General features: G+C 75.0%; 17 protein-coding genes and 1 pseudogene. 13 read left to right on the forward strand and 5 right to left on the reverse strand.

The genetic code is table 11. From position 1 onward, the window contains the following. Positions 1–33 precede the first annotated feature (33 nt). Positions 34–1,353 (reverse strand): thioester domain-containing protein, encoded by a 1,320-nt coding sequence (locus ACZ6Y7_RS24060; protein ID WP_465759990.1) that lies wholly within the window; start codon positions 1,351–1,353, stop codon positions 34–36. A gap of 551 nt (positions 1,354–1,904) precedes the next feature. Between ACZ6Y7_RS24060 and ACZ6Y7_RS24065 the strand changes: the two genes are divergently transcribed. The 11 genes from ACZ6Y7_RS24065 to ACZ6Y7_RS24115 all read left to right on the forward strand — a co-directional run bounded on the left by ACZ6Y7_RS24065 (position 1,905) and on the right by ACZ6Y7_RS24115 (position 15,802). Continuing rightward, entirely contained in the window at positions 1,905–2,879 is a 975-nt protein-coding gene (locus ACZ6Y7_RS24065; RefSeq protein ID WP_465759991.1) for a helix-turn-helix transcriptional regulator, read from the forward strand. Positions 2,880–3,157: 278 nt separating this feature from the next. Next, positions 3,158–4,714, forward strand: coding sequence for an AMP-binding protein (locus ACZ6Y7_RS24070; RefSeq protein ID WP_465759992.1), 1,557 nt, complete (start codon positions 3,158–3,160; stop codon positions 4,712–4,714). Next, positions 4,704–5,003, forward strand: a complete 300-nt coding sequence (locus ACZ6Y7_RS24075) for an acyl carrier protein (RefSeq protein WP_465759993.1) — start codon at positions 4,704–4,706, stop codon at positions 5,001–5,003. Before ACZ6Y7_RS24070 ends, ACZ6Y7_RS24075 begins: the two co-directional genes overlap by 11 nt. A 131-nt stretch (positions 5,004–5,134) precedes the next feature. Next, a complete protein-coding gene (locus ACZ6Y7_RS24080; RefSeq protein ID WP_465759994.1) occupies positions 5,135–6,544 on the forward strand; it encodes a flavin monoamine oxidase family protein in 1,410 nt (469 codons plus the stop codon). A 230-nt stretch (positions 6,545–6,774) separates the two neighbouring features. Then, positions 6,775–8,481: a class I adenylate-forming enzyme family protein gene (locus tag ACZ6Y7_RS24085; protein WP_465759995.1), complete on the forward strand. Its 1,707-nt coding sequence runs from the start codon at positions 6,775–6,777 to the stop codon at positions 8,479–8,481. Between the two features lie 28 nt (positions 8,482–8,509). Next, positions 8,510–10,042, forward strand: a complete 1,533-nt coding sequence (locus ACZ6Y7_RS24090) for a KamA family radical SAM protein (protein ID WP_465759996.1) — start codon at positions 8,510–8,512, stop codon at positions 10,040–10,042. Continuing rightward, complete coding sequence (locus tag ACZ6Y7_RS24095; protein WP_465759997.1) at positions 10,039–11,091, forward strand: ATP-grasp domain-containing protein; 1,053 nt, start codon at positions 10,039–10,041, stop codon at positions 11,089–11,091. Before ACZ6Y7_RS24090 ends, ACZ6Y7_RS24095 begins: the two co-directional genes overlap by 4 nt. Continuing rightward, entirely contained in the window at positions 11,088–12,314 is a 1,227-nt protein-coding gene (locus ACZ6Y7_RS24100) for an AMP-binding protein (RefSeq protein WP_465759998.1), read from the forward strand. The genes ACZ6Y7_RS24095 and ACZ6Y7_RS24100 overlap by 4 nt, the downstream gene beginning before the upstream one ends. Continuing rightward, positions 12,311–13,624 carry an MFS transporter gene (locus ACZ6Y7_RS24105; RefSeq protein WP_465759999.1) on the forward strand — a complete coding sequence of 438 codons (1,314 nt, stop codon included), beginning with the start codon at positions 12,311–12,313 and terminating at the stop codon, positions 13,622–13,624. The genes ACZ6Y7_RS24100 and ACZ6Y7_RS24105 overlap by 4 nt, the downstream gene beginning before the upstream one ends. Further along, positions 13,621–14,520 (forward strand): SDR family NAD(P)-dependent oxidoreductase, encoded by a 900-nt coding sequence (locus tag ACZ6Y7_RS24110; protein WP_465760000.1) that lies wholly within the window; start codon positions 13,621–13,623, stop codon positions 14,518–14,520. Before ACZ6Y7_RS24105 ends, ACZ6Y7_RS24110 begins: the two co-directional genes overlap by 4 nt. A gap of 13 nt (positions 14,521–14,533) precedes the next feature. Further along, the gene (locus ACZ6Y7_RS24115) at positions 14,534–15,802 is read left to right on the forward strand and encodes a phenylacetate--CoA ligase family protein (RefSeq protein ID WP_465760001.1); all 1,269 of its coding nucleotides are present in this window, start codon (positions 14,534–14,536) and stop codon (positions 15,800–15,802) included. 20 nt (positions 15,803–15,822) lie between these two features. Here ACZ6Y7_RS24115 and paaI read toward each other — a convergent pair whose 3' ends face one another. Beyond that, entirely contained in the window at positions 15,823–16,236 is a 414-nt protein-coding gene (paaI, locus tag ACZ6Y7_RS24120) for a hydroxyphenylacetyl-CoA thioesterase PaaI (protein WP_465760002.1), read from the reverse strand. Between the two features lie 101 nt (positions 16,237–16,337). On the opposite strand from paaI, the gene ACZ6Y7_RS24125 reads away from it, so the two are divergent. Then, entirely contained in the window at positions 16,338–16,721 is a 384-nt protein-coding gene (locus tag ACZ6Y7_RS24125; RefSeq protein ID WP_465760003.1) for a hypothetical protein, read from the forward strand. A gap of 24 nt (positions 16,722–16,745) precedes the next feature. Here the strand turns inward: ACZ6Y7_RS24125 and ACZ6Y7_RS24130 are convergent, their stop codons facing one another. From ACZ6Y7_RS24130 to ctaD, 3 genes and pseudogenes are all read right to left on the reverse strand, one after another. Further along, positions 16,746–17,462: a response regulator gene (locus tag ACZ6Y7_RS24130; protein ID WP_465760004.1), complete on the reverse strand. Its 717-nt coding sequence runs from the start codon at positions 17,460–17,462 to the stop codon at positions 16,746–16,748. Between the two features lie 173 nt (positions 17,463–17,635). Continuing rightward, complete coding sequence (locus ACZ6Y7_RS24135; RefSeq protein WP_465760005.1) at positions 17,636–18,172, reverse strand: hypothetical protein; 537 nt, start codon at positions 18,170–18,172, stop codon at positions 17,636–17,638. Positions 18,173–18,458: 286 nt separating this feature from the next. Continuing rightward, positions 18,459–20,201, reverse strand: a pseudogene (gene ctaD, locus ACZ6Y7_RS24140) (aa3-type cytochrome oxidase subunit I); the annotation flags it as partial. A 671-nt stretch (positions 20,202–20,872) separates the two neighbouring features. On the opposite strand from ctaD, the gene ACZ6Y7_RS24145 reads away from it, so the two are divergent. Beyond that, positions 20,873–22,729: an AfsR/SARP family transcriptional regulator gene (locus tag ACZ6Y7_RS24145; protein ID WP_465760006.1), complete on the forward strand. Its 1,857-nt coding sequence runs from the start codon at positions 20,873–20,875 to the stop codon at positions 22,727–22,729. Positions 22,730–22,755: the final 26 nt, after the last annotated feature.

The following is a 22,755-nucleotide window of genomic DNA, read 5'->3' on the forward strand; positions in this document are numbered from 1 at the left end:
GCGCGCTCAGGCCCCGAAGGCGCCCGGCCCCGGTCAGTCCCTCGTGCGGCGTCGGCCCCGCCGACGGAGCAGGGCCAGGGCGCCACCGGTCGCGATCAGCCCGGCCCCGGCGACGGCCAGGGGACCGAGGGCGCTCCCGGCACCGGTGGAGGCGAGTGCCGGCCCACCGGCGCCGCCCGGAGGCGTCATGCCGGAGGACGGCGCCGCCGTCGCGCTCGGGGACGCACTCGTGGACCCGCCCGGCGTCGGCGTGCCCGAGGGGCCCGGGGCGGTCGGGTCGTCGGTGGCGGTCGGGTCGGCGGTACCGGTCGGGGACGGCCGCGTCGGCTGGGTGGTCGGGCCAGCCGAGTGGGTCGGGGACGGGCTCGGCCGATCGGTCGGGGTGGCGGTGGGCGAGGGCGCCGCGCCGGTGACCCAGCTCGCCTTCGCGGCGGCGGCCACGGGGATCCGGTCGCCCTTCACGAGGGCCAGCGGCTGGCTGTCCGGGCTCACCAGCGCCTGCCCCGCCCGTACGGGCACGGACGCCGTCGCGGAGACGGTGGCGCTGCCCGGCGGCGCGCCGGCCGGGGTCTTCAGGAACAGCGATTCGCCGTTCTTCGCCGGTCGGGCCAGCGTGCCGCCGGCGTCGGAGAGGACGGTGCCGTCCCGGTCGGTCAGCGCGGCCCCGGCCGCGACGGCCGCGGGGTCGAGGGAGACCTCGGCCTGGTCGCCGGTGGTGGCGAGTCCGATCGGGCCGATGACCGTTCCGCTGGTCCCGGTCACCGTGTCGGGGGCGAGGGTCAGCGGGCGGGCGGGCGGCTCGGCCTCCTCGGCGTGCGCCACCAGGTAGTCGGCGAGCGTCGCCGCGGCCGGGTTCCAGGGGACCGCCTTGACGTGGTTGGTGAGGCGCCAGATGGCGGCCTGGGTCCCGCCGGCCGCCGCCCCCTTGGTGAGCTTGCTGCCGGTCAGTTCGCCGAGCGCGGTCTCGGAGATCGTCGGGTAGGAGTGCTGCAGGATCCAGTTGATCTTCCCCGCGACCGGGTTCCCCTGCAGGGTGGGCACCTCGGACCAAGCGTCCTCCCGGTACGTGGCGCCGGGCTTCAGGGGTGTGCCGGAGTCCAGGCAGTAGGCGAAGAGGGTGCCGCCGTCCCGGGTCGTCACCTTGAGCAGGCCACCGGGCAGCCCGTCGTCCTTGCCCTCGGGCTCCCGGACGTGCGCGATGTAGTCGCTCTCGACGTTCCAGGCGTCCGTGACGACGATCCGGCCGTCGCGGGCGTCGCCCTCCGCCGCGACCGCCGTCATCGGTGTTCCGCCGGCCAGGATTCCGCCCGCGAGCACCGCGACGGCGGATCGAACTGTTTGCGTACGTGTCACTTCGTCTCTTCTCCCCTGCGGCACAGGAAACTTCGGGCTCGGTCGATCCGGCCCGCACCCCCGGGCCGTCGCGGGGCGACCGCCTCGTCATCGGCACTCCGGGGCCCGGGAAACGCTATCGACGGCAGGAGCGGTCGACGGCCGGAAATGTCGTGCACTTCCTGCGATCAGGGCTGCAACTTGCTGCACGCCCGGCCATGGGTCCCGGCGGCTGGGCGCCCGGACGTGGCCGTTCTATGGCGCCATAGGCGCGCCCTATGGGGCGATTCCCGGACCGGGGGCACCGTACGCGCGCCGAGCGGACCGCCGACGTACCGTCAATCGCGCTGCCTTCCAAGCCCTTTACCCGCCGAAGTGGATGATCGTCCCCGCCGATCGAATCCCGGATTCCCCACGGATCCTCCCGATGCGTCCCGGGCACCTGGTCCCGTCGGGCACGGACTTTGGTCCCTGGGGGAATTCCGGGGCGCGTTGGACGATCTCCGTCGGCGGATGGTCCGAGTCGGCAGGCTCCGGCCGCCCGCTTCCTCGGACATCGGCAGGCAGTCGGGATGGACACGGTGACAGGCAATACGCTCGCGATCCTCGGAGTGGGCGCGCGCGAGGAGGCGGTCTACCGGATGACCCTGCGGTCACCCGGCATCGCGCTCGCCGCGATCGCCCTCGGGTGCGCACTCGACCGGGAGGACGCCGCAGCCGCGGTCGAGCGGCTCCGGGAGCTCGGAGCGGTGACCACGGACGACGGGCGGACGTACCACGGCGCGGATCCGGCGTCCGTGGTCGACCGGTTGGCCCGGACGCGGATCCGCGGCCTCCAGGGCGAAATCCGGCGAGTCGCCTCGTCGCGCCACCTGGTGGACAGCCTGGCCGCGGACCGGCGGGCGGGGCAGCAGGCCCCGGTCGCCGAACTGCGGCATGTCGAGGGCGTGGATCAAGTCGTCGCCTGCGTGGAGGAGTTGTCCTTCTTCGCCCGCGAGGAGCGGCTGACCACCCATCCGGGGCCGATCCTCGCCGCGGCCCTCGACGCGGTCAGGAGCTCCGATCTGACCTGCCTGCGGCGGGGCCTGCGGATGAGGACCATCGTGCACTCCGGGGCTCTGCGCACCCCGGAGGTCGAACGCTTCGCCGCGGAACTGTCGGACCGGGGCGCTCAGGTGCGGCTGACCGCCGGCTCCCTGGAGCGCGTCGTGATCTTCGACCGGCACACCGCCCTGGTGGCCACCGACGCCACGGACATCACGAGCGGCGCACTGGTCGTCCGCCAGCCGGGACTGCTGTCACACCTGCTGGCCCTCTTCGAATCCCGCTGGTCACGGGCCTTCGACCTCGCGGACGAGCTGCCGAGCGAGACCGAGACCCGCGTCCTGCGCACCATGGCGCGGGTCGACAAGGACGAGGCGGGCGCACGGGAACTCGGCATGTCCCTGCGGACCTACCGGGGGCATGTCGCCGCGCTCCTGCGCCGCCTGGGAACGCCCAACCGCTTCCGCGCCGCGCTCGCCGCCCGCGAACGGAACTGGCTCTGACGGCGCCGGGACGGCGGTGGCCGCGCGGACCACGGGCGAGGGCGGACGGCCACCGCTCCGCCGTGCCCGGCGCGGGAGTTCGGAATCCGACGCCCCGTCAGATCCTGGACCGCATACCGTCTCCATGCGAACGACCGAACCCGCGGGGGAGATTCACGGTTCCGTCACGGCTTCCCGGAACAACCGCCTCAACATCCATTGTCGCCACGCATGTTCGAAGGTAGAGTCGCCGTTCGCCGAGCACGGATGAGCACTTCTCAGCGCCATTTGGGGCGGGCATGTCAATTAGTCACGGTTCTCTCCAGGTCGCCCCCGACCTGCTCGACGTGTTCAGCGATATCGCACGTCGAAATCCCCGTCGTCCGGCGATTGTCCACAACGGACTCGCCCTGAGTTACGGCCGACTCCTGGAGTCGGCGAACGCCCTGGCCACCCGCCTGGGCCCGGATCCCGGCACGGTCGCCGTGCCGGCCCTCCACGCACCGGAAACGGTGGTCGCACTTCTCGGCGTGCTGACCGCCGGGGGCACCTATTGCCCCGTCGATCCGGCATTCCCGGCGGGCCGCCGACACGCCATGGCGGCGGCCGCGCGGTGCCGTACCGCGGTGTCCGGACGATCCGGCGACATCCTCCGGCTCGACACCACCGTGGTGGAGTTACCGGAACCAACGGAATTCACCGGGGATCCCCCGGGAAGGCACCCGGCGAATCCCGCCGGGCCCGGCCCGGAAGAACCGGCCTACATTCTCTTCACGTCGGGTTCGACCGGGCAGCCGAAACCCGTCGTGACGCCCCGCCGGGCCGTCGCGGCCACGGCCCACGCGCTGGGCGAGCTGTTCGGCCTCACCCCCGAGGACCGGGTGCTCCAGTTCGCCTCGCCCAACTGGGACACCTGCTTCGAGGAGATCCTCCCGACCCTCACCCGCGCCGCGACCCTCGTCCTGGACCGGGACGCGCACAGCGGCTCCTTACCCCGGTTCCTGCGGATGGTCGAGCGCGAGCGGATCACCGTGCTGGACCTGCCGACCGCCTTCTGGCACGAACTGGTCCACCACCTGGTCGACTCGGGCGACCGCCTGCCCTCCTGCCTGCGCCTGGTGGTGATCGGCGGGGAGGCGGCCGGCCCGGCCCGGCTGGCCGACTGGGCCCGGCTGCCGACCGCGGGCGTCCGGCTGCTGAACACCTACGGCTGCACCGAGACCACCCAGATCACCCATGCCGTGGACCTCGCCGGCCCGCTGGCACCCGGGCGGTCCTGGGACGGCGCCACCGCCGCGCCGATCGGGCGCGCCCTGCCGCACGTCGTCGAACACCTCGACGAGGAGGGCGAGTTGCTGATCGGCGGACCGGGTGTCGCGCTCGGCTACCTCGGCCTGCCCGAGGCCACCGCGGCGCGGTTCACCACCCTGGACGGCCGGCGGTTCTTCCGCACCGGCGACCGGATGAGCCGCGGACCGGACGGGCTGCTCACCCACCGGGGGCGCCTGGACGGCGAGTTGAAGGTCCGCGGCATCCGGGTCGACCCGGCCGAGGTCGAGGCGCACCTCACCGCGCACCCCGACGTCACCGCGGCCGCCGTCACCGGCACCACCACGGCCGGCCGCACCACCCTGGTCGCGTACGTGGTGGCGCGCCCGCACGACGCGGGCCGGGCGCTGGACCGCGACCTGCTGCACCACCTGCGGGCCCGGGTGCCCGGCCACCTCGTACCGGGCCGGATCACCCTGGTGCCCCGGCTGGTGCACACCCCGAGCGGAAAGATCGACCGGGCCGGCTGCCACCTGCGCTACGCGGCTCCCCCCGACGGGTCGAAGGAGACCTCCCTTGAGCACTGACCTGAGCAGCACCCCCGCAAGCAGCACCCCCGTGAGCAGCGCCGACCCTGGCAGCGGGCCCACCACCCCCGCCACCCCGGAGGCCCTGGTGGCCGTCTTCCGGCGCGTCCTGGAGCGCGAGGACGTCACCGTCGACTCCGACTTCTTCGAGCTCGGCGGGGACTCGCTGGTCGCCACCCGGGTACTGAGCACCGTCGCCCGCACCCACGGCGTCGAGCTGACCTTCGACGACTTCCTGCTCGCACCCAGCCCCGGCCGACTCGCGCAACGCATCGCAGCCGCCGCATGAGCGGGGAGCACGGATCCGGGGAGCACGGATCCGGGGAGCACCAACCCGACGGCCACAGACCCGGGTGCCCCAGACCCGGAGACCACGGACCCGGGGGCCACAGCCCCGGGGCCCCCGTCCGCAGCGCGGTCGTGGTCGGCGCCGGCCTGGCCGGCCTCACCGCCGCGACCGGACTGGCCGCCCGCGGGATCGAGGTGACCGTCCTGGAGGCCCGGGAGCGGGTCGGCGGACGCACCCACGGCATCGAGGCCGCGCCCGGCGCCTGGGTCGATGCCGGCGCCGCCTACCTCGGCGACCGGCACACCGAACTCCTGGCAATGACGGCCGAGTTGGGTCTCAAGACCACGCCCACCACGATGCTCGGCGCCAGCCGATTCGCCCTCGGCGGCGAAGCCGGCACCGACCGCGCCACCGCCACCGACCCCGACACCGCCATCGCCCCCGGCACCGCCGAGGGCGACGGCACCACCGAGGGAACCGCCGACGCCGACAGCGAGGCCGCCACCCGGGACGGCCGGTTCCCGCCGCTCAACGCCGTCGCCCTCGGCGACCTCTTCGACCGCCTGGCCGAACTCACCGCCGCCGTACGGCCGGAGGCCCCCTGGCTGACCCCGGACGCCGAGCGGCTCGACACCAGCACCGCCGCCGAGTGGGCCGAGCGGCACCTCAGCCACCCGGATGCCCGGCGCTTCTTCCCGCTCTTCCTCGGCGAGATGTGCGCCGCCGATCCGGCCGACGTCTCCGTCCTGCACCTCGCCTTCTACCTGCGCTCCGGCGGCGGGCTGCGCTACCTCAACGCCTTCGCCGGCGGCGCCCAGCAGGACCGGATCGACGGCGGCGCCCACCAGGTGTGCGAGCGGCTCGCCGAGCGGCTGGGCGGCCGGGTACGGCTGGGCGAGCCGGTCCGGGCCGTCCACCAGGACGACCGCGGCGTGACCGTGCGCACCGGCCGGGGCGGCCACCGGGCGGACGTCGCCGTCCTGGCGCTGCCGCCGCTGCTCGCCGACGCGATCGAGCACCGGCCCGCCCTGCCCGTACCCCGGGCCGGGGAGCGCACCGTGCGGGGCTGCGCGGTCAAGGTCCACCTGGTCTACCCGGCGCCGCTCTGGCGCGAGCACGGCCTCTCCGGCTGGTCCGTCAACGCCCGGGGGCCGCTGCTCTCCACCGTGGACGACTCCCCCGAGGGCGGGATCGGCGTCCTGACGGGCTTCGTCACCGGCGCCGAGGCGCACCGCTTCGCCGCGCTCACCCCGCGGCGGCAGCGCGCCGAGGCGCTCGCCCAGGCCGCCCGGCTGTTCCCGATGCTGCCGGAGCCGACCGGCTTCCACGTCACGGACTGGCTCAACGACCCGTTCAGCCGGGGCTGTTACGCCGCCCTCCTGGGCCCCGGCGACTGGCTGCGGCTGGGCCCGACGCTCACCACGCCGCACGGACGGGTGCACTGGGCGGGCACCGAGACCAGCACCGCCTTCTTCGGGCTGATGGAGGGCGCGATCCGCTCCGGCCACCGGGTGGTCGCCGAGGTCCTCGACCGCCTCTGACCCGCCGCCCCACCCCCTCCCCGGCTGCTCCCCGGCTGCTCCCCGGCCTCCCCGGCTCCTCACCAGCCCTCCCAGGCCCCTCCGACGGGCCGTCCGCAGCACCTCCTCCCCACCCCCTCCCCGCCCCCTCCCCGGCCCCGACGGCCGTCCGCTCCGCCTCCTCACCCCCACGTCCCCAGGCGCCGGTTCCACGAGAGCCCGCGCACGGCACCCCACGTCCGGAGACCGCCATGAGCGACCAGACTTCCCTCACGCCCCTCGCCGCCAGAGAGCGGCTGATGACCGAACCCGACCTCGGGGCGGGCAACTTCCTCGACCACGCGGTCGCGGCCAACCCCCACCGCTCCGTCCCCTTCGTCTTCACCCACCGCACCGACCACCGCGGCGAGGTGGTGCTGCGCGGCCACAGCCTGCTCGACCTGGTCGCCCTGCGCGACCGCTACGCCGCCTGGTACCACGCCAACGGGGTGCGCCCCGGCGAACCGGTCGCCGTCGTGATCGGCGAAGGCCTGGAGCCGCTGCTGCACTTCCTCGCGCTCAGCGCGCTCGGCGCCGTCCCCGCGCTGGTCAACGACGCGATGCGGCACGACGTGATGGTCCGCTACCTGGACCACGTGGGGGTGGTCGGCGTGGTCGCCGACGACACCACCCGGCTGGCCGCCGCCTACCGGGAGGACCCGCAGCGCCGCCCGCGCTTCCTCGCCCTGGCCGCCGAGGTCCGGGCGTTCGACGCCGCCGCCGCGCGGCTGCCCGACGCCTACCCGTACCGGCACGCGGCCGAGGACGTGGTCGCGCTGATCCACTCCTCCGGCACCACCGGGACCCCCAAGTCCACGATGCTGGCGCACCGCCGGTTCTGGGACGGCAAGCAGCCCCGGATGGTGCGCTTCCCCGCCGAGCCGTACGACCGGCTGATGTCGCTGATGCCGCACACCCACGCGGGCGGCCTCAGCTACTTCCTCACCGCCGTGCTGCTCGGCCTGCCGACCGTGGTGATGTCCGACTGGCGGCGCGCCGTGGTGGAGCCGGTGATGGAGGCCTTCCAGCCGACCATGGTCGCCTCCTTCCCGCGCACCTTCGTCGAGTTGGCCACCGGCGAGCTGCCGGTGCGCGGCGCGGCCCGGGTGCACTCCTGGTTCAACACCGGTGACAGCGCCCACCACGGACACATCCGCCGGCTGGTCACCCTCGGGGAGCGGCCCGCCGGGCTGATCCGCCCCTGGCTGCTGCCGCACGAGAAGGAGGAGCAACCCGCGCTGCCCGGTTCGCAGTTCATCGACGGGCTGGGCTCCTCGGAGATGGGCATGGCGCTGTTCGGCCAGGTCACCACGCCGGAGAGCGCCCGGGACGACCGCTGTGTGGGCAAGCCGCTGGAGGTGGTCCGCAGGGCCGCCGTGCTGGACCACGACGGCAGGGAAGTCCCGGACGGCACCGTCGGGTTGCTCGCCGTCGACGCTCCCTCCCTGACACCCGGCTACTGGAACGACGAGCGGCTGACCGCGAGCTTCGAGCTGGCCGGCTACTGGCTTACCGGCGACGTCGCCCGCCGGGACGCCGACGGCCGCTTCCACCACCTCGACCGCACGGTGGACGTCATCGACACCGTCGACGGCCCGGCCTACAGCCTGCCGATCGAGGAGGTGCTGCTGGCCGACTGCGCGGAGCTGGTCCGGGACTGCTCGGTGGTCGGCGTCCCCGCCGGGTCCGGCCGGGGCCAGCAGCCCATCGCCGTGGTGCAGTTGCAGGCCGGAGCGGCCGGGGCGGAGGCCGAGGAGGTGCGGTCCGCCGCGAACAAGGCGCTGGCCGGGGCCGGGCTGGCCGCCCTCGCCGCCGTCCTGATCGCCCGGACCCCGGAGGACTTCCCGCTCGGCCCGACCGGCAAGGTGCTGAAGCGCGAGCTGCGCACCCGCTACGCCACCCTCCTCACCGGCCGGTAGGGCGCGGTCGAGCACGATGGACCACCCCGTGATCCGCCAGCCGTACCAGTACGCGCGGACCGCGCTGGTCGAACCCGACTGGCGCCGGCTGCCCGGCTGGCGGCAGGTCACCGCGGCGCAGTGGCGCGACGCCCAGTGGCAGCGCGCCCACTCCGTCAAGACCGCCCGCCAGCTGCGGGCCGTCGTCGGCGACCTGCTCACCGACCGCTTCTACGGCGAACTCGCCGCCGACCAGGCCGAGTTCGCCACCATGCCGATCCTGCTGCCGCCCCAGGTGCTGAACACCATGGCGCCCGACGCGCCGGGCCGCCCGGAGGCCTTCACCGAGGCGTTCCTGGCCGACCCGGTGCGCCGCTACATGCTGCCGGTGCGCGCCGACCGCCACCCCCGCTGGCCCAGCCACCCGCTGGCCGAACGGGACTCGCTGCACGAGGCGGACATGTGGGCGGTCGAGGGCCTCACCCACCGCTACCCCACCAAGGTGCTGGCCGAGCTGACCGCCACCTGCCCGCAGTACTGCGGGCAGTGCACCCGGATGGACCTGGTCGGCACCTCCACCCCGCAGGTGGCCAAGACCCGGCTGCTGCTGCGCCCGGCCGACCGGCAGGAGCAGATGCTGGACTACCTGAAGCGCACCCCCTCGGTGCGCGACGTGGTGGTCTCCGGCGGGGACCTCGCCAACGTGCCCTGGCCGCGCCTGGAGTCCTTCCTGCTGCGGCTGTTGGACCTCGGCACGGTGCGCGACATCCGGCTCGCCAGCAAGGCCGTGGTCGGCCTGCCGCAGCACTGGCTGCAGCCGGAGGTCCTGGCGGGCGTGGCGAAGGTCGCCGGGATCGCCGCCAGCCGCGCCGTCAACCTGGCGGTGCACACCCATGCCAACCACGTCCGCTCCGTCACCCCGCTGGTCGCCGAGGCGGCCCGGGCGCTGCTGGACGCGGGCGTCCGGGACGTGCGCAACCAGGGCGTGCTGATGCGCGGCGTCAACGACACCCCGGAGGCGCTGCTGGACCTCTGCTTCGCCCTCCAGGGCGAGGCGAACATCCTGCCGTACTACTTCTACCTCTGCGACCTCGTGCCGGGCGCGGAGCACTGGCGCACCCCGCTGCACCGGGCGCAGCACCTGCAGGAGGCGATCATGGGCTACCTGCCCGGCTACGCCACGCCCCGCCTGGTCTGCGACGTCCCGCACGTCGGCAAGCGCTGGGTGCACCAGGCGGTGGAGTACGACCGCGAGCGCGGCGTCTCGTACTGGACGAAGAACTACCGCACCAGTCTGGAGGCCGACGGCGACCCGCAGGACGCCCTCGACCGCCGCCACCCCTTCTACGACCCGGTGGACACCCTCCCGGAGGCCGGCCGCCGCTGGTGGGCCGAGTCCACGGCCGCGCCGCGCAAGACGGCCGCGCCCCGGAGCACGGCCGCACCGGCGACCGCGGCCCGCAGCACGGCAGCACCCGCGGCCCGCAGCACGGCAGCCCAGGCAGCCGCGCCCCGCAGCACGGCAGCGCAGCCGGCCCCGGCAGCCGTACGAGCACCCCGAACCGCACGAGGAGCCCGATGAGCACCCCCGCCCCGCCCGGCGAACTGCGCCGGATGTGCTGGATCTTCCCCGACCGGGAGTCCTCCCGGATGGCCGAGATGTGGCACGGCTTCTTCTGGGACCTCTACGCCGAGAGCGCCGCCGACCTCGGGCTGCGCTGGAGCCGGCACGCCCCGGACGCGGTGACCGTGGACGCCACCCGCCCCGGCCGCCCGCGGGTGTACGTGGACGACGAGCCCGTCACCCCCGAGGACACCCTGTTCATCACGGCGCTCTACTCGCTGCCGTACCAGTCGATGGACGTGTTCAACCAGTACGCGCTCTACGCGGTGCTCGAACAGGCCGGCTTCTACCTGCCGTTCCCGCCCCAGGTGTCGCTGATCGGCAACGACAAGCTGGCCACGCTGCTGTTCCTGGCCGGCTCCCCGGTGCCCACCATCCCGACCGTGCGGATCGGCACCGGCCGGGACATCGGCAAGCACGTCTACGAGGTCGCGCTCGGCGGCATGACCTACCCGGCGATCGTCAAGCCCGCCGGCTGGTGCGGCGGCGGCGGGATCAACCTGGCGCGCGGCCCCGAGGACGTCCGGGGCCTGGCCAGCCTCGCCCAGGGCGGCGACACCACGCTGGTGATCCAGCCGTACCTGGGCGACGGCACCGTCGACTACCGGGTGTACGTGGTCGACGGACGGCCGTACGCGGTGATGAAGCGCACCCCGGAGGCCGGCTCCCCGGTCGCCAACGCGAGCCGCGGCGGCGCCATGGAGTTCCCTCCGGTGCCGCCCGAACTCGCCGCCGCCACCGCCTGGTTCGCCGAACGGCTGCCGATCCCGTTCTTCTGCGTCGACTTCCTGCACGACGGCGAGCGGTACTGGTTCTCCGAACTGGAGCCGGACGGCGTGATCGCCCCGGACTTCACCGACCCGCACCGCACCCTCCAACGGGACGTCACCCGCGCCCGCTTCGCCGCCTACCGGGACGGCCACGCCACGTGGCTCGCCGACGGCGCCCGCCCGCTCACCCTCGACCTCTCCCCCGCTCCCCACCACCGGACGGACGACCGCCGATGACCTCCTTCTCCCTCTCCCCCGAGGCCGCCGCGCCCCGGCTGCACGTGGCCGGACGCACCCTGGAGCGGCTGCGGAGCGTCCCCGGCCTGGCCGCCCGCTACCCCGGGCACCTCGACGCGACCAGCCTGGACCGGCTCGCCGAACTCCCGCCGCTGGCCAAGGACGACCTCAACACCGCCCTCGCCCACCTGGAGCCCGCCGCCGGGCAGTGCGCCACCTGGCTGTTCCAGAGCGGCGGCAGCACCGGCGCCCCCAAGGTCGGCTACGCCCCCACCGGCTTCTACATGGCCGGCGTGCACGCCCACTGGCAGCCGCTCGACCGCACCGACGTCTTCGTCAACGCCTGGGGCGCCGGGCGGATGTGGGGCGCGCACTTCCTCGCCGCCGCGCTCGCCGACCTCTCCGGCTGCCGGATCATCGCGCTCGGCTCGGTGGCCAGGGAGGAGTACGGCGACTGGCTGGCCTTCCTCGCCGCCCGCGGGGTGACGGCCATCGGCGGCACCCCCAGCGTGCTGCGGCTCTGGTTCGCGCACGCCCGGGCGGCCGGGGTGCGACTGCCCACCCTGCGCAAGGTGCTCTGGCTCGGCGAGGCCTGGCAGCCGCAGCTCGACGAGGACCTCGCCGTGGTCGCCCCGCGGGCGCGGCGCTGGGGGATGTTCGGCAGCACCGAGACCTGGGTGGTCGCCACCAACACCCCCGACTGCCCGGCCGAGGTCTTCCACCCGCTGCCCCACCAGCTGGTGCACACCGACCCGGACGGCCTGCTGGACTTCACCACCCTGGACCCGGAGATGCTCAACCCGGTGCTGCGCTACCGCACCGGCGACGCCGGTGAGTTGACCGCCTGCCCGTGCGGCCGCCCGGAGCCGGCGATGCGCGTCCTGGGCCGGCGCGACAGCGTCGTCCAGGTGCGCGGCCTCGGGCTGGACGTGGACGAGCTGATCGCCCGGGCGGAACGCGAACCGGGGGTGGCCCGGGCGCAGGTGCTGCTCACCGAACAGGGCGGCCGGGCGAGCGCCCTGGAGGTCCTGCTGCTCCCCGCCGGTCCGGACGCGGCCCCGGACGCCGAGCGGCTGCGCAAGGAGCTGCTGACCGCCACCTTCACCCTCGGCACCGCCTTCCAGCACGACCCGGAGTCCTTCCGGGTGCGCCCGGTGGAGGAACTGGTCGGCAACGGCCGTACCGGCAAGACGGCGGCCCTGGTCGTCCGGGAGGAGTCATGACGGCGACCTCCGCGCCGTCGGGGACCGGCGCCGCCCCGCTCGGCCGGAGCTTCACCCTCTTCTGGGTCGGACAGAGCGTCAGCCTGGTCGGCGACAAGGTCACCGTCTTCGTCGTCCCGACCCTGATGATCTTCGTGCTGCACGCCTCCGCGCTCCAGGTCGGGGTGGTGGCGATGGCCCAGTACCTCGGCATCCCGCTGCTCGGGCCGATCGCCGGGGTGCTGGTCGACCGATGGGACAAGCGCCGCACGATGCTCGCCTGCGACCTGGTCCGGCTGGTCGCGGTCGCGGCGATCCCGCTCGCGTACGCGCTGGACGCCCTCTCCACCCCGCTGCTGTTCGGCTGCGTGGCCGTCGTCAGCGGGGCGACGATCTTCTTCAACGTCGGCTACCTGGTCGCCGTCCCGGCCGTGGTGCCCGAGGACGGCATGGTCCGCGCCTACTCCCGGCTGGAGGGCAGCGGCTCGGTCTCCGAGGTCGCCGGGCCCTCCGTCGCCGCCGCGCTCTACGGCGCGCTGGGCGTGGCCGCACTGCTGGTCGACGCCGCGAGCTACCTGGTCTCGGCGGCCTGCTTCCGCGCCATGCGCCCCTGGGGCGAGCGGACGGTCGTGGAGGGCTCGATCCGGGAGCGGCTGGCGCTGGGGTTCCGCCTCAACTGGGCCGACCCGGTGCTGCGCCGGGTGGTGCTGGCAGCCGTCACCCTCAACTGCGGCGGGCCGGTCTTCGTCACCGTGCTGCCCGTCCTCGCCTACCGCGGCCTGGACGTGCGGGTCGGCGTCTTCGGCGCGGCCATGTCCGTCGCCGCGCTCGGCGCGCTGGCCGGGGCCGTGGCCGCGCCCCGGCTCGGCAGGCGGTTCGGCCTCGGCCGGACGATGGCCTGGTCGCTGCTGCTGCACTGCCTGGTCGGCCTCGGCGTGCTGGCCGCGCCCGCGCTGCCCTCCGGGCCGGTGATCGCGGTGACCATGGGCTGCTACGGCTTCTTCATGTCCTGCATCAACGTGTGCAGCGCGCCCACCCGCCAGTCCCGGATGTCCGCGCACCACCAGGGCGTGATGCACGCCGCCTTCCGGACCGTCACCTGGGGCGTGATCCCGCTCGCCGCCCTGGTCGGCGGCCTGGCCGTCACGCTGCTCACCGGACCTCTCGGGATCCTGCACGCCGCCCGGGTGGTGATGGCCGGCGGCACCCTCCTGGCGGCCTGCTCCTTCCTCCCCGCGCTCGGCCTCCAACCGCTCCTGGACACCGCCGCGCGCGACCGGGCCGCCGAGGAGCAGGACACCCGCGCGCCGGTCGCGGAGGGCACCGCATGAGCGACGATCCGCTTCCGGACCCGGTCGGCCGCGTCCTGCTGATCACCGGCACCTCCTCCGGCATCGGCCTGGCCACCGCCGTCGCCGCGGCCCGGGCCGGCTACACCACCGTCGCCACGATGCGCGAGCCCGCCCGCGGCGGAGCCCTGCGCGCCGCCGCCGCGGCCGCCGGCGTCGCCGTGGACGTCCGCCGGCTGGACGTCACCGACCACGACTCGGTCACCGCCTGCCTGGACGCCGTGCGGCGGACGTACGGGCGGCTGGACGCCCTCGTCAACAACGCCGGCGTCTCCAACTGCGACCCGACCCTGGAGATGTCCACCGACGCGGCGCTGCGCGCCAACCTGGAGGTCAACTTCTTCGGCGTGGCCGCCGTCAGCCGGGCCGCGCTGCCGCTGCTGCGCGCGGCGGGCGGCCGGCTCGTCACCGTCGGCAGTGTGCACGGGGTGGTCGGCCAGCCGTTCAACGAGGCGTACTGCGCGGCGAAGTTCGCCGTCGAGGGGTTCATGGAGGCGCTCGCCCCGGTCGCCGCGGCGCACGGCGTCCGGGTCTCGGTGGTGGTGCCCGGCTTCGTCCCGGACACCGCGTTCGGCGTCTTCCCCGACGTCGACCGCACCACCATCCAGGCCGCCTCGGGACCGTACGCGCCGACCTTCGCCGACTACCTCGACTGGGTCGGCGGCCAGGGCTGGGAGTCGGCCGGGCAGCCGGCCCGGGAGGTCGCCGAGGTCGTGGTCCGCACCCTGCGCGAGGCGCGTCCGCCGTTCCGGGTGCCCACCAACGCCTGGGCCGCCGACTACCTGGCCGCCAAACTCGCCGACCCCGACGGCTCGACCGTCCAAGCCCTCGCCCGGACCTGGCTCGGACAGCCGGCCACCGGTCACCCCTTCTCCTGACCCCGGAGCCCCCATGCCCGCCAAGCCCCTCGCCGAGCTGGTCCGGTTCGCCCGCGCCAACTCGCCGTTCTACGCCGAGCTCTACCGCGGCCTGCCGCCGGCCGTCGACCGGCTCGACCTGCTCCCGGTGATCGACCAGGCCGCGTTCTGGGCCGCCAACACCTGGCCGGACAACCGGGTCCTGACCGGCCCGCTCACCGACGCCGGCGTCTACAAGACCGGCGGCACCACCGGCGTCCCCAAGTTCTCGCCGTGGACCCGCACCGAGCACGCCGACTCGGTGACCGCCTTCGGCGCCGGACTCGTCCGGGCCGGCCTGCGGCCAGGGCACCGGGTGGCCAACCTCTTCACCGCCGGCGAACTCTACGGCGGCTTCCTCTACATCGAGAACGCCCTGCACCACGCGCCGGTGGACAACGTCCGGCTCGGCGTCGGCGGCGCGGCCCCCGACCCGTACGTCGCCGATCTGATCGCGGGCTTCGGCGTGCACGTGCTGGCCGGTGAGCCGATGAAGCTCAGCGCCGTCGCCGAGTGCCTGGTCGCCCGGGGGGAGAGCGCCGAGGGCGTCGAACTGCTGCTGTTCGGCGGGGACCTGCTCTTCGCCGACCTGCGCCCGCTGCTCTCCCGGGCCTTCCCGAAGGCGGCCGTCGCCTCGGTCGGCTACGCCTCCAACGACGCCGGACTGGTGGGCGCACCCGTCCCCGGGGCGGACGTCCGGGTCCACGAGGCCTTCGCCGAGCGCACGGTGGTGGAACTGCTCGACGAGGTCACCGGCGAGGCGATCACCGCCCCGGGCACGCCCGGCCGGGTCGTGGTCACCAACCTCTTCCGCACCCTGATGCCGATCCTGCGCTACCCGACCGGTGACCGCGCCGAATGGGTGGACGGCGCGTGCCACCGCTTCCGCCTGCTCGGCCGCGCCGGCGAGGGTGCCCGGGTCGGCACCGTCGCCCTGCCCACCGAGGACGTCCGTCGCGTCCTGATCGCCGCCGACCCGGACCGGCACATCGCCGGGATGCAGCTCGTCCAGCGCCGCCGGGACGGCCGGGACGGCCTGATCCTGCGGCTCGGCCACATCGGGCAGCCGCCGCCCGCCGAGCTCGCGGCCCTCGCCGACCGGCTGGTCGAGGCCGTGTACGAGGCCGTCCCGCTCTACCCCGCGGAGGTCGCGCTCGGCAGCATCCGCCCCCTCACCGTGGAGTGGGTGCCGCGCTCGGACCTGGTCACCAACCCGCGCACCGGCAAGCTCCAGCAGGTCCTGGACGAGCGCCCGAAGGACTGACCGGGGCGCGGGCCGGCCGCTCAGTCGCCGCGCGGCCGGCCCCCGACGGTCACGCTCTGCCCGCGGAACTCGGCGATCACCGTGCCGTCCGCCACCCGGCGCACCGTCACGTCGTAGATCCCGGTGCGCCCGGCCCGCGAGCGCTCCACCGCCTCGGCGACCAGCTCGTCCCCGACGGCCGCCGGCGCCAGGAAGGCCACCTGCGCGGCCTGGGCGACGGTCACCGGGCCGTGGCTGTTGCAGGCGTACGAGAACGCCGCGTCCGCCAGCAGGAAGAGGAAGCCGCCGTGCGCCGTCCCGTGCCCGTTGACCATCGTCGCGGCCAGCGTCATCCGCATCACCGCCCGGCCCGCCGACACCTCCTCCAGCACGATGCCCAGCGACCGGCTGGTCGCGTCCCGCTCGTACAGGGCGGCGGTCACGGGGTCGAACATGGCGGCGCGGTCCCTCCGTCGGCGAATGTCCGGGCCAGCGTAGGGGACGGTCCGCTGCCGCGCCCCTACCGGCCGGACGCGCGCCGTGAGATCCTCCGCGGGTGATCAACGCACCAGGTGCAGAGGCGACTTCAGGCCGACCCGACGACCGCGTCGGCTCCGCGCTGCGGTTCGCGACCGAACTGGCCGCCTGGGTGGCCACCCCGTGGGCCCTGGCCGGGCACTCCTGGCCGCTCGCCGTCCTGTCGGTGCTGGTCCTGATCGGCCTCCCGACCGTCTTCGCCACGCCGGGCGACAAGACCCGGGTGATCGTCGCCGTGCCCGGGTGGGCCACGGTCGTCCTGGTGCTGCTCCAACTCGCCGCCGCCGTGGCCTCCTCCTGGCTCGCCTGGCCCGCCTGGGCGGCCGTACCCGTCACCGCCCTGGCCGCCGCGACCCTCGTCACCGAGCGGCGCCGCTGGTCCTGGCTGCTCTCCCGCGGCTGACGCGCCGCGCAGGCCACCGGGAGCTCAGCCCCGGCCGCCGCGCAGCGGGGAGGACGGGGCCGCCGACGCCTGGCGCAGCTCGGTGGCGATCAGGGCCGCCTGCACCCGCCGCTCCACCCCGAGCTTGGCGAGCAGCCGGGAGACGTGGTTCTTGACGGTCTTCTCGGCGAGGTAGAGGCGCTCGCCGATCTGCCGGTTGGTCAGGCCCTCGCCGATCAGGGCGAGCACCTCCTGCTCGCGCGCGGTCAGCCCGGGGCCGGTGGTGGCCGGCCGGGCGGGTTCGGCGTCGCTCCGCAGCCGGTTGAGCAGGCGGGTGGCCGCGCCGGGGTCGAGCATCGAGCGGCCGGAGGCGACGGTGCGGACGGCGGTGACCAGGTCGGTGCCGCTGATCTGCTTGAGCACGTAACCGGCGGCGCCCGCCATGACGGCGTCCAGCAGCGCCTCCTCGTCGTCGAAGGAGGTGAGCATCAGACAGGCCAGGCCGGGCATCCGCGACCGCAGTTCCCGGCAGACCGACACGCCGTCACCGTCGCCGAGGCGGACGTCCAGCACGGCGACGTCGGGCCGCAGCGCCGGCACCCGCACCAGTGCCTGCTCGGCGGTCGCCGCCTCCCCGACCACCTCCAGGTCCGGCTCGCCGTCCAGCAGGTCGTGCACGCCGCGGCGCACCACCTCGTGGTCGTCCAGCAGGAACACCCGGACCGGTGCCGGGGCCCCGGCACCCTCCGTCTTGGTCGCCATCTCGCGCTTCCACCTTCGTCACCCCCGCGCACTCCCGGCGGGGCCCAGCGCATCATCGCCCACCGGGCGGCCGCGCCCCAGGGTCGAACGGCCCCATTCCGCCGGACCCACGCCGCCCCGCCGCCCCCGCCGTGCGGTCCCGTACGGCCCCGCACGGCCCCGCACGGCGGGGTTCAGCGGCGGCCCTGCCGCCGGAGGTTCCCGAGCCCCATCAGCAGGAACGCCAGGGCGAGCGCCGCGCCGCTCACCGCGGCCGGCACCACCCGCGGGCCGATCCCGCCTCCGCCGGACAACAGGACGGCGACCGCGCCCAGCGAGGCGACGGCGGCGCCGACCACCAACCAGCCCGCGAGGGCGAGGGCGAGCGGCCGGGCGCCGCGCGGGGCGGGGCCGGCGTCCAGCGCGGCCCAGCGCGCCGCCGTCTCCCGCACCTCCCGCCGGCGCTCGCGCAGCGCCCGTGCCCGCAGCGCGCCGCCGCCGACCAGTCCGGCCAGCGCGACCTGGGCGGCGGGCCGCCAGTCGGGGACGACGAGCAACAGCCCGCCGGCCAGCGCGAGCGCCGCCCACCACAGCACGCAGGCCGCCGCGGCGGTCCGGGTGGAGCGGGGCCGGTCGGCGCCGGCCTGGAGGTCGGCGATGGCGGGGAGGTACCAGACGCAGCCGCCCGCGGTGAGGGCGGCGGTGCCGATGGCGAGCACGGTGTGGTTCACGGACCCGGCCTTCCTGGTCGACGAAGGGGCGAGGCTGCGGGGGCGAGGGGCAAGGGGCGGGGGGTTGCGTTCGGGGGCGGGCGCTGCGTTCGGGGGCGGCGGGCCTTCGGGGGCGCCGGCCGCCTCAGCCGTCGGAGGGAGGGGTGTCGGCCGAGGACTCGGGAGCGCCGACCGGCGTCTCCGGCCGCCTCCCGCCTGCGGCCACCCGCGCCCGGTCCGCCCGGCTCAGCGGCCGGTCGTACCTCGCCGGCTCGACGTCGCCCAGGTGCGCGGCGGGCTTGCCGGTGTTCTCCAGCGCGTCCCGGGCCGCGATGTCCGGGTGGTGCAGGTCGAAGGCCGGGGATTCGGAGCGGATCCGCGGCAGCTTGACGAAGTTGTGCCGCGGCGGCGGGCAGGAGGTGGCCCACTCCAGCGAGCGCCCCCAGCCCCAGGGGTCGTCCTCGGTGACCTTCTCGCCGTACTTGGCGGTCTTCCAGACGTTGTAGAGGAACGGCAGGATCGACAGGCCGAGCAGGAACGATCCGATGGTGGAGACGGTGTTGAGGGTGGTGAAGCCGTCCGAGGCCAGGTAGTCGGCGTAGCGGCGGGGCATGCCCTCGGCGCCGAGCCAGTGCTGCACCAGGAAGGTCGTGTGGAAGCCGACGGTGAGCGTCCAGAAGGTGATCCGGCCGAGCCGCTCGTCGAGCTTCCGGCCGGTCATCTTCGGCCACCAGAAGTGGAATCCGGCGAACATCGCGTACACCACGGTGCCGAACAGCGTGTAGTGGAAGTGGGCGACGACGAAGTACGAGTCCGAGACGTGGAAGTCGATCGGCGGGGCCGCGAGCAGCACGCCGGTCAGGCCTCCGAACAGGAAGGTGACCAGGAACCCGACCGTCCAGAGCATCGGCGTCTCGAAGCTCAGCGAGCCCCTCCACATCGTGCCGACCCAGTTGAAGAACTTCACTCCCGTGGGCACGGCGATCAGGAAGGTCATGAAGGAGAAGAAGGGCAGCAGGACCTGCCCGGTGACGTACATGTGGTGCGCCCACACCGTCACCGACAGGCCGGCGATGGCCACCGTCGCGGCGATCAGGCCGGCGTAGCCGAACATCGGCTTGCGGCTGAACACCGGGATGACCTCGGAGACGATCCCGAAGAACGGCAGGGCCAGGATGTACACCTCGGGGTGCCCGAAGAACCAGAACAGGTGCTGCCACAGCATGGCCCCGCCGTTGGCCGGGTCGAAGACGTGCGAGCCGAACTTGCGGTCGCACTCCAGCGCCAGCAGCGCGGCGGCCAGCACCGGGAAGACCAGCAGCACCAGCACCGAGGTGAGCAGCACGTTCCAGCAGAAGATCGACATCCGGAACATCGTCATGCCCGGGGCGCGCATGCAGATGATGGTGGTGATGAAGTTGACGGCGCCGAGGATGCTGCCGAAGCCGGAGAGCGTCACGCCCATGATCCACATGTCGGCGCCGACACCGGGCGAGTGGATCGCGTCGGACAGCGGGGCGTAGAGGAACCAGCCGAAGTCGGCGGCGCCCTGCGGGGTCGCGAAGCCGGCGGCGGCGATCAGCGAGCCGAACAGGAACAGCCAGAACGAGAGCATGTTCAGGCGCGGGAAGGCGACGTCCGGCGCGCCGATCTGCAGCGGCATGATCCAGTTCGCGAAGCCGGTGAACAGCGGCATCGCGAACAGCAGCAGCATGATCGAGCCGTGCATCGTGAAGGCCTGGTTGAACTGCTCGTTGGAGAGGAGCTGGGTGCCCGGCCGGGCGAGCTCGGCGCGCATCACCAGCGCGATGACGCCGCCGAGCAGGAAGAACGCGAACGAGGACACCAGGTACAGGGTGCCGATCGTCTTGTGGTCGGTGGTGGTCAGCAGCCGGACCAGGGCCGAACCGGCCCGCCTGGGCCGAACCGCGTCGGCCGGTGCGGTGGTCGGCGGCACGGCCGGCGGCGGCACGGCCGACGGCAGTGGCGGCACGGCTGTCGACGGTCGGGCGGGGTCGGTGGGGTCGCCCTGGGCCTGGGTGGCGGTCAAGGACCCATCTCCTCGGGAACGTGGTGCGAATGGATGGCGATCCATGATCGGGACGGGGCCGCTCCCCGCCCCAGGGCCCTTGGGCCCGCCGGTCCGGGGCCCCTGGGCCCGAGTTCAGGGGCCCCGACCGGGACCCCTGGCCACCCTCCCCGTCCGCTCGGGCCGTGCTCGCCCGGCTCCTGAGCCCCGGTCGAGAACCGCCGGAACACCGCGCGCCCGCGCGGCGCGGACACCTGGCCGAGCGGCCTCCGCGCGACACTCCTCCACCCACCCGTTCGACACCCGGGAAGCCCCGCCCGACCTGCCGGAACCCCGCTCGCACACCGGTGCGAAAGCATCCGCCGATCCCACCCCCGGCTGCCCGGGTTGTGCGGACGGCGTGTGCGAACCCGCCCGATTCCGTGCCCTTCAGGGGCGGTCGACGGTCCAGTAGCCTGCGCGGACCGACGACCGCCGTCGAACCACCCGGGACCCGCCCGTCAAGCACCCGGCAACCGCCCGACAACCGCCCGACAACCGCCACCGAACCGACCTCGAACCGCTCCCGAACCGCCACCGAACCGCTCCCGGACGGCGATCGCGCCGCCGTCCGCCCCCGCCTCGCCCTCGCCCCGCTCCCGCGCCCGCCTCGCCCTCGCCCTCGCCCCGCTTTCGCCCCCGGAGGTACGCCGATGCCCCTGGCCCAGCCCGCCGCCCCCACTCGGCTGCGGTTCTCCGTCCTCGGCCCGCTCACCGGCGAGGCCGGCGCCCGCCCGCTCGCGCTCGGGCCGTTGAAGCAGCGGCTGGTGCTGGCCGTCCTGCTCAGCCGGGCCAACACCGCCGTCCCGGTCGACCTGCTCACCGACGCGGTCTGGCCCGAGGAGCCGCCGCGCACCGCCCGCAAGAACCTCCAGGTGTACATCTGCACCCTGCGCACCCTGCTCGGCCGTGACGACGGCCCCGACCGGCTGGTCCACTCGGCCGGCGGCTACCTGCTGCGGGTCGCCGAATCCGAGCTCGACCTGCTGGAGTTCCGCGCCCTGGCCCGGGCCGGCCGGGCCGCCGCCGACGGCGGTGCGCTCGCCCCGGCCGCCCGGCTGCTGCGTCAGGCCCTCGACCTGTGGCAGGGCCCGCCGCTCGCCGACCTGCGCTCCTCGCCCGCCGTCGAGGCCGAGGCGCAGCGGCTGGAGGCGCGCTGCCTGGGCGTCCACGAGGACTGGGCTGAAACGGAGTTGGAGCTCGGCAACGCCGTCGCCGTGGCCGAGGAGCTGACCGAGCTCGCCGAGCGCCACCCGTTGCGCGAGCGTCTGCAGGCGGCCCGGATGAACGCGCTGCACCTGTGCGGTCGGCAGGCCGAGGCACTCGCGGTCTACGACGGCCACCGCCAGCTGCTGGCCCGCGAGTTGGGCCTGGAGCCGAGCCCCGCGCTGACCGCCCGCTACCGGGAGCTGCTGGCCCGCGGCCGGACCGGGCCCGCCGCCGCCCGCCCGGAGCGCGGCGCGGCGCCGCACGGCGACCTGCTGCCCGCCGACACCGCCGACTTCACCGGGCGGACCACGGAACTACGCGCACTGGTCGACGTGTTGGGTGAGGGCGGCGGGCGCGTCGCGGTGCTCTCCGGGCCGGCCGGCAGTGGCAAGACCGCACTCGCGGTGCACGCCGGCCGTCTGCTCGCCGACCGCTTCCCGGACGGCCGGCTGCTGGTCCGGCTGCGCACGGCCGACGGCACCCCGCGCCCGCTGCCCGACGTACTGGCCGAACTCGCCGCCCTCACCGGCCGGCCGGCCGCCGCGCCGACAGGTCCCGCGCCGACCGGTGCCGCGCCGACCGATCCCGGTCAGGCCGCGGCCCTGTGGCGCGCCTCGCTCGCCGGGCGCCGGATGCTGCTGGTCCTGGACGACGCCCCGGGCGAGTCCGTGGTCCGCGAGCTGCTGCCGGGCCACGGCCCGAGCTCCGTCCTGGTCACCGCCCGCAGCCAACTCGCCGGTCTGGCCTCGGTGCACCGGATCACCGTCCCGCCGCTGACGGCCGCCGAGGCCCTGGAGCTCCTCGGCCGGATCGTCGGCACCGGCCGGATCGGCGCCGACCGCGCGGCCGCCGCCCGGATCGTGGACGCCTGCGGGCTGCTGCCGCTGGCCGTCCGGGTGGCCGGCACCCGGCTGGCCGTGCTGCGGCACCTGCCGCTCGCCGAGTACGCGGCGCGCCTGGAGGACCCGGCGGGGGCGCTGGACGAACTGGTCGCCGGGGACGTCACCGTCCGCGCCCGGCTCGACTCCGGCTGGCAGGACCTCGGCGAGCAGGGCCGGCTCGCGCTCGCCCGGCTCGCCGCCCTGCCGCTGTCCCTGCTGTTCACCCTCCCCGAGGCCGCCGCCGCGCTCGGCCGGCCCGAACGCCTCGCCCTACGCACCCTGGAGGCGCTCATCGACACCGGCGCGGTGACCTCGCCGACCGGCGAGGTCACCGCCCACGCCGCCCTCTACGCACTGCCCCGGCTCACCCATCTGCACGCCCGCGAGCGCACCGCGACGGTCCTCGGCGCCGGCTCCTGACGGCCCGGCACCGTCTGACGGCCCGG

The organism is Kitasatospora sp. NPDC053308 (assembly GCF_055585785.1).